The sequence below is a fragment of the Bartonella sp. AA74HLJMH genome, from assembly GCF_042197045.1.
Classification (GTDB): domain Bacteria; phylum Pseudomonadota; class Alphaproteobacteria; order Rhizobiales; family Rhizobiaceae; genus Bartonella.
Window position 1 is genome coordinate 193 of sequence record NZ_JBHIRJ010000027.1, and the last position, 8,542, is coordinate 8,734.

General features: G+C 36.9%; 3 protein-coding genes and 1 pseudogene. All 4 read right to left on the minus strand.

Going from position 1 to position 8,542, the window contains the following annotated elements:
- Positions 1–1,256 (minus strand): annotated as a pseudogene (locus ACFINH_RS08555) (hypothetical protein); the annotation flags it as partial.
- Positions 1,257–2,428: 1,172 nt separating this feature from the next.
- Positions 2,429–6,388: a YadA-like family protein gene (locus ACFINH_RS08560; RefSeq protein ID WP_375632682.1), complete on the minus strand. Its 3,960-nt coding sequence runs from the start codon at positions 6,386–6,388 to the stop codon at positions 2,429–2,431.
- A gap of 1,221 nt (positions 6,389–7,609) precedes the next feature.
- Positions 7,610–7,810: a hypothetical protein gene (locus ACFINH_RS08565; RefSeq protein WP_375632684.1), complete on the minus strand. Its 201-nt coding sequence runs from the start codon at positions 7,808–7,810 to the stop codon at positions 7,610–7,612.
- Positions 7,811–8,266: 456 nt separating this feature from the next.
- Positions 8,267–8,542: YadA-like family protein (locus ACFINH_RS08570; protein WP_375607518.1), on the minus strand; the 276-nt coding region annotated here is incomplete at its 5' end.

The window sequence follows — 8,542 nt, forward strand, 5'->3', positions numbered from 1 at the left end:
AAGGCTGAAGCGACATCATTATAAGTCGAGTCAACAACACTACCATCTTTTGTAAAGCTCTTAACCGTGAATGTAGGAGCAGTCCATGTGCCATTCTCATAGCTAGCGCTACCACCTAAAGACGTTGCAACCTTGGTGCCAAGACTATGAAGCTGATTGCCCGCTACAGCATCGGTTGAGTTAGCATTAATGTCTCCATTGGCAAGAGATGTAATCTTGCTGCTGCTATTTTCTTTCCCATGCGTTGCTACAAAAGCGCCTTTAGCCTTGTCCCACAACAAGGCATCACCTTGAGCAAGAGTAATGTCTTTTTCAATCTCTTTGGTAATTTCATCCTTAACTTTCTCGAATTTATCTTTAACTTTTTCGAATGAAGAACCAACACCGATAAAGGCTGAAGCGACATCATTATAAGTCGAGTCAACAACACTACCATCTTTTGTAAAGCTCTTAACCGTGAATGTAGGTACACTCCAAGTTCCATCCGCATAACTAGCATTACCACCTAAAGATTTTGCAACCCCAGTGCCTAACGTATAAAGCTGGGAACCATTAACGGCATCGGTTGACGTTTTTGAGAGCTCACCAGGAGAAACATCCAAAAGACGCCGTGTCTCACCTTTACTATTCCGAATAGTTATTTGAGTTAATGGTGAGGTAGGAGCAATAGTTATCATACTTGCATCATCCGCTCGGGCTAGTCCACTGGGTAAGCTTCTTAAAAGAGAAAAGCTGCCTGTGTTCTTATGCTGATCATCACTTTGAGATGGATTATCTTGTTTTTCCCCAATAGCATGGGGTTCCTTTATCTCAACAATCTGGTGATTTAAAGCTGCCAAAGCACTATTAGTGCCAGAAAATGCATCCGCAACACTTTTATAACCTTCTACATTCTTATAACCTTCCGTACCTGCAAATGCAGTATCAACAGCAGCTTTAGTCTGAAACTTAATATTAAGACTTAAGTTCTTGGGAGCATCCTCCCCCTCCACAAATGCAGAGCCACTATCTCTATACAATTTACTGCCAACTACATAGGCTGGCGGTATACCTTTAAGCGCATTTGTACCACCACTAAAGTCGTTTGATATGTTATTTAAAATCTGAGTAGCAGCAGCAACAGGAGAAACATTTGATAAAAATATAATCACTGAAGCCAATGAAAGCGCTTTAATAAAAAGCCGTCGATAAAACGAGCAAGAATCTTTACAATCATTCACCACTAGCGCTTTTGATGTGGTATATAATTTTTTCATAACAAATTCTCCAAATAGGAAAGACATATTTAGAACATTAAAAAGTCATATTTCAGTGTTAGGAGTGATTAACGACGTGATTTTTTTTGTTCTTTATAAAGTTTGAGTTTGCCGCAGAGGCGAACAGAAGTAATTAGAAGTCTAGCAAGGTTGCAATCAATCTTGATAAACGATGTGGTTAATGGGTTTTTTATTTTTTCCGCCTTTAAGAAGGGTGCTTTTTTTGCAACAAAACTCCTGGATGAGGGTGAAAAACAGGTATGAAGAAGACATACTTGCACCCTATTGTTAGGTCTGCGGTTTATAGTTTTAAAAGTAAAAGAGTTCATTTTATATGATTAAGAAGCTGTAAGGTATTATTAGGGGAAAAGTTTAAGTTGTTGGCTGAATGATTTAGAGTACTTGTTGTGAAATCATTACGCTTTTATCGCGGGGATAAGCGGCATACTCTTAAGCTTTAGAGTAAAATGAGGATGATTGTGTGTGTTGTTCATAATCAACTGCCCCCCCTTGCGAGCATTTTTCTGTTTTTGCCAAAATGAGTCTTACTAAAGAATATTTTGTGATGTTATAGACTATTGAGTGAAATAGCAAGAAGAAAATGAATTTAATTATTTTTACAGAATGAGTCTTTCCGATTTATATAACCGTGAAATATCCTTATAACTTTAAAACTCATAGATTCCATGCACTATAGACTTGTCTAGAGATTCTGTTTCATAGTTTTATTTAAGTGTCCCATTTTGATCAAAATGAGTCTTACTAATAATTGCTGCTGTTGCGTGCCTCATGATTGCTACTGCTATGTACAGAGCAAATAAATAAAATAATAAAATAGGATTTTTAAACGTATCCCCCAATGGATATTTTCTATCAATGAAATTATAGAACGTACAGTTTTAAAATACTGCGCAATTACGCACTGAGAGTACTACTCTGTATTTGTAAAATTTTTGTTAAAGTGCTTTACTTCTTACTAAAATCAATCTCACTAAGATTATTACTATAAAATACATTGGTATAAGACTTTAATTATTATAAGACTTTATAAATATACTACTCTATGGCCTTCTCTGTAAAATATTACTTCTCTATAATATAAAATTTCGCCCCTGTCTAAGAAGACAAGGGCGAAACTTCGCTTAAATTGTAGTTTTTCATATTCTCTGGTGTTATTTTAATTTCAGAGTTATTCCACCACCTACACCCCACTGACCGCCAGCACTGGTTGCTGATAGATTAGAACGAATCTTGCCATCTTCAGATGTATAACCTGCACCAATCGCAAAGGCAGATTGTCCACGCCAAAAACCGCCACCAAATGAAACACTCACAGATCCTGGGTCATCGAAGTAACGTAAGTTAGAGACTGCCAAACCAATCGCTGCTGCTTGCCTTGCCTCTTTGCGCACATTCGTAATATCATAACTTAGTGCGTCAAACTTCATATCGGTATAGGATTTTGCCTCGTTAACACCATTATTGACTTGATCGTCCGTATACTTTTTCGCACTTTCAAGAGTAATCTTCATCTGCTCCGCGGTATGATCGTATAACTGACCACCATTCACTGCGTCCTTAGAGCCATGTTCAATTTTTCCATCTTTAACATTAGTAATCAAAACAGGCTCACTGTCATCGACACCTTTTAGAGTGATGCTACTGATTTTCTTTCCGCTATCATCGGTATCATAGCTAACCGCAACATTCACCTTGTTTTCAACTTCTGTTACCCTGTCTGTAACGCTGTCTACCTTTTTTTCAACGCCTGTTACCCTGTCTGTAACGCTGTCTACCTTTTTTTCAACGCCTGTTACCCTGTTACTCATCTGTGAAAACTGATTGTCAGTCACCTCATAAGTTGACTTTTCTAAAATTTCACTAGGAGCAACAGTTACCGTGGTTGAATTATCCGCCTCATCTATGGCGCTTTCTTCCTCATCTATGGCAAGAGGTAAGCTTCTTAGAAAACGTGCGCTTCTCATAAAAGGAAAGCCTTTTGAAATAACATCCGAAGGATCACCATTTTGTGGTTTACCCTCTGTTTCACCAATACCAAGGCCATTCTTCATATCAACAACCTGATGATTTAAACCTGCCAAAGCACTATTAACGCCAGCAAATGCATCCGCGACATTAGTATACTCTTTATCAATCTCATTCCCGTCCTTATCAAAGGCTTTAACTGTGAAAGTCGGAGCACTCCAATTTCCACCTTTATATCCAGAACCACCACCGAAATAAGTAGCAATCTGGTTGTTTATCGAATAGAGCTGAGAACCAGTTATAGCATCAGTCGACGTTTCTGAAATCTCACCAGCAGCAATATCAAAAAGACGCCGGCTTTCACCTTCACTACTCATAAAACTTACTTGTTTTAATGGTGATTTAGGAGCAACAGTTATCGTAGTTGGAACCTTCACATTACCTAAAGCACTAGGTAAGCTTCTCATAAAAGGAAAGCCTTCTGAAATAATATCATTCAAATCACCGTCTTTATGGATGTGTTCCCTTTCTTCAATACCAGGCTTATTCTTTATCTTAACAATCTCTTCATTCAAACTTGTGAAAGCACTATTAACGCCAGAAAACGCATCTGCAACATTAGTATAGTTTTTCTCAGTTGCATTACCATCCTTATCAAAGACTTTAACCGTGAAAGTAGGACCTGACCATTTCCCCTCTTCATCATATCCAGCACCACCGCCAAAATAATTTGCAAATGCCTGAGTCATAAAATAAAGCTGGCTACCATTTACTGCTTCGGTCGATGTTTTCGTAAATGCACCACCCCTAACACCAGAGAGAACTCGTGGAGTATTAATATTGTTTCCAATATCTATTCTATCGCCACTTTTGCTTCCCCCAATGGTAATAAGCCCAGCGCTATTTTGCTTAATAAAACTATCACCTGTCACACTTTCGATCTTTTGATTAAGATTCGTAAAAGAACTACTTACACCAGAAAGCGCATCCCCAACATTCTTATAGTTCTTTTCAGTCCCACTACCATTTTTATCAAAAACCTTAACTGTAAAAGTAGGAGCATTCCAGTTTCCATCTTTATCATATCCAGCATTATCACTAAAATAGCTAGCAACTACATTGCTCATGGCATAAAATTGAGAGCCATTTATCGCATCAGTCGATGTTGCTGTAATCGAACCAGCCTTAACACCCGCAAGAGTCCGTGCCACATTATCAACATTTGCTATATTTACCTGGACCCCTCTTACTTTTCCACCAATGGTAATAAGTCCGGTATCATCTTGCTTAACAAGATCATCACCTGTCCCATTAATGACTATATTCTCAATCTTTTTATCAAGATTTGTGAAAGAACCACTTACGCCAGTAAAGGCATCCGCAACATTAGTATACTTCTTTTCAGCTCCATTACCATCCTTATCAAAGACCTTAACTGTAAAAGTAGGAGCACTCCAGTTTCCATCTTTATAGCCAGCACCACCACCAAAATAGCCTGCAACTACATTGCTCATGGCATAAAGTTGAGAACCATTTATCGCATCAGTGGATACTGCTGTAATCGAACCAGCCTTAACGCCGGAAAGAGTCCGTGCCGCATTATCAACGTTTGCAATGCTTACGTTAGCTCCATTTACTTCTCCACCAATGGTAATAAGCCCTGCTGTATCTTGCTTAACAAGCTTGTCACCCACCACATTAGTAACTACATTCTCAATCTTTTTATCAATATTCGTGAAAGAACTACTTACGCCAGTAAACGCATCTGCAACATTAGTATACTTCTTTTCTGCTCCATTACCATTTTTATCAAAGACCTTAACTGTAAAGGTAGGTGCACTCCATTTTCCATTTTTATAGCCAGCACCACCGCCAAAATATTCAGCAAATGCCTGATTTATTGAATAAAGTTGAGAACCATTTACTGCTTCGGTCGACGTTGCTGTAATCGAACCAGCCCTAACACCCGCAAGAGTCCGTGCCGCATTATCAACATTCGCGATATTTACCCTGCCCCCACTTACTTTTCCACCAATGGTAATAAGTCCGGCATCATCTTGCTTAACAAGACTGTTACCTGTCGCATCAATGACTATATTCTCAATCTTTTTATCAAGATTTGTGAAAGAACCACTTACGCCAGTAAAGGCATCCGCAACATTAGTATACTTCTTTTCAGCTCCATTACCATCCTTATCAAAAACCTTAACTGTAAAAGTAGGAGCACTCCAGTTTCCATCTTTATAGCTAGCATTACCGCCCAAAGACTTAGCAACCCCAGCGCCCAATTTATAAAGCTGGGAACCATTGACTGCGTAAGTCGATGTTGCTGTAATCGGACCAGCCCTAACACCCGCAATAAACCGCGCCTCATGAGAATTATTTGCAAAGTCTACTATAACACCCCATTTGTTCGCACCAATCTTAATAGTCCCTGTAGAATCTTGCTGAATCAACATATCACCCGCTGCATTAGCAACTACATTTTTAATGGCTTTATTAAGATTCACAAAAGAATTATTTATGCCACCAAACGCACCCGCGACACTCCTATACATTTCCTGTGTCTCATTTCCATTCTGATCAAAGGCTTTAATCATAAAAACAGGAGCCGACCATTTTCCATTGCTGTAGTTAGCACCACCGCCCAAAGAATCAGCAACCCCAGAGCCCAAATTATAAAGCTGGTTACCATTGACTGCATCATACGAGATTGGCGAAACCCAACCATCAGCAACACCAGTAAGAGTCCTCAATCCATGAGAGCTATTTGCGATAGTTATTCTATTACCACCTACGTCCGCACCAATTGTAATAAGTCCTGATGCATCTTGCTTAACAAGCTTATCATACCTAGTTTCAGCGACATAATTCTCCAAACCATACAGCGCAGAACCAACATCTCTATATATTTTACCGTTAATTATATAGGTTGGCGCAATACTTTTACGTATATTTGTACCTCCGCCAAAATACTGTGCTACATTACCCCAAAGATCACAAGCAAAAACAGGAGAAGCATTTGATAAAAAGACAGCTACTGACACTAATGAAAGCGTTTTAATAAAAGGTAATCGATAAGACGAGCAAGAATTTTTTAAATTACTCACTGCTAGCGTGTGTGGTGTGGTATATATTTTTTTCATAATAAATCCTCTAAGTAAAAAAAGATATTTAAAACATCAAAAAGACATATTCCGGTGCTACTAAGCTCCAGAGATTGTTTTTTCTTGTTTTATAAAAGATTAGGGTTGTCATAATGCGGAAGAGGACTATCTAAGATATCAATGAGATAGAAGTCGACGTTGATCGATAGTCCAATTAATATGGTTTTTATTTATCCCCTTTAAGGAGGGGTGTTTTTCTTTAGCAGAGCCTTTAAATTTAAAGGTGAAGAAAGGTGAACGAAATGTGGAAAAAGCATGTTTGCGTACTTATTATTAAGTGTTTTGTGCTTAAGAGGCAATAAAGGATGTTTATTGCGGAAGGGGGTTAAGTTGTTTGTTGAGTAATTTAGAGCGTTTTTTGTAGGGTTATTGCGCTTTTGTCGTGAAAATAAGCGAGATATCCTTGAGTTTTATATTTGTATCTCTTAAAGCTCTTTGAGATCAGATGATTGTGATTTTGTGATTTTTTCATGATTTACCGCACCCCGCTTTGCGAAAAGATTTCTAGTTTCTTTTAATTAATTTTCCACACTCTATACAATTATTAAAAAATAGCAAGGAAAAAATAATTTAATTATTTTTTTATATAATGCGTTTTTCTGATTCTTGAAATAATTCTAAAATTCATAGCCTCATTGTTTACACTTTAGGCTTTTATAAAAGTGCTGGTGCATCGTTATGCTTTAAATATCTCTGTTGTGATCAAAGTGATTCTTACTTAATCATTCCCGCTGCTACATACAAAGAAAATAATAAAAATGGAAAAAATGAGATTTTTTATTTCTTTAAGCATACCCCCTAGTGGGATATTCCTATTAATAAAATTATAAACTGTACAGTTTTAAAATATTGTGCGATTACGCGTGCTCTATTAATTTATATGAAAACATCACTCTGCATTTGTAATTTTTTTGTTAAAATGCTTCACTGTAACTAAAATTAGTCCCACTAAGATTATTATTACAGAATACATTGTTATAAAACTTTACAAGTATACTACTCTATGAGTTTCTGTGTAAAATATCACCTCTTTATAAAATTTTTACCCTTGTCTGATGAGACAAGGGCGAATGCGTTTTTTATTATTAATTCAGTGTTAAGTTTACTCCTGCACTTAACCCCCTGTAACCTCTTGCACTCGTGACAGATATAATTAGAGCGAATTTTTCCATCTTCTGACATATAAACGGTTCCAATAGCTCAAGCCAATCGATTACGCCATAAACCACCACCAAAACAAAGACTTAAAGACCAAAGGGTATTAAAATCACTTAAATTCGATACTTCTAAACCAACAGAGGACGCCTGTCTTGCTTCTTTCTGAGCTGTCTTAATATCACATCTTAATGCTTCAAATTTTGTATCCGTGTAAGATTTTGCATCATTAACAACATTACTCATTGCATTATACTATGGATTCAGAAAAACATTTATCTATATATTTTTTTGCATCATTAAAAACTGTCTTAATCTGCTGCTCACTGTCATGTAATTGATCACCTTTTATGGCATTATACAATCCAATAATAATCTTATCAGCAGTAGAATTATGCAAAATACCCCCCTATCTTGTCATAAAAAACAATGCTCATTCATTAATAATATTATTACAATATATATTTCTCTTATAAGGAAAAAACTCTCTTAAAAATAAATATCGATTACTCAAATAATTCCTTTTGGAGATGATAAATGATTTTTCATATAAAATTTCATAATAAAAAATATATTTTTACTCGAAATACGTCCTTATCTTCTATTGCTATTCATTTGTGATAAAATAACTTTCCTTCTCTTTAAATGGCACATGTAACGCATTTGATAAGAGAAGGAAAATTTATTTCGAATTTTCTATTGTTAATTCAGTGTTACCCTAAATCCAGCACCTACCCCCCAATGTCCCCCAGAACTCGTTGCAGATACATTAGAGCGAAATCTTCCATTTTCAGACATATAACCAGCTCCAATAGCAAGTGCAGATTGACTGCGCCATACACCTGTACCAAGTGAAAAACTTAATTTTCCCGGTGTATCGTCATAGCTTAAATTAGATACTGCTAGACCAATAGCAGCAGCTTGTCTTGCTTCTTTCCGAACATCCTGAATAGCATAATTCAATGTCTCAAACTTCAT

Coding starts and splice junctions, on each gene's coding strand:
- ACFINH_RS08560 (WP_375632682.1), bottom strand. CDS start 6,388: ATGAAAAAAATATATACCACACCACACACGCTAGCAGTGAGTAATTTA.
- ACFINH_RS08565 (WP_375632684.1), bottom strand. CDS start 7,810: ATGAGTAATGTTGTTAATGATGCAAAATCTTACACGGATACAAAATTT.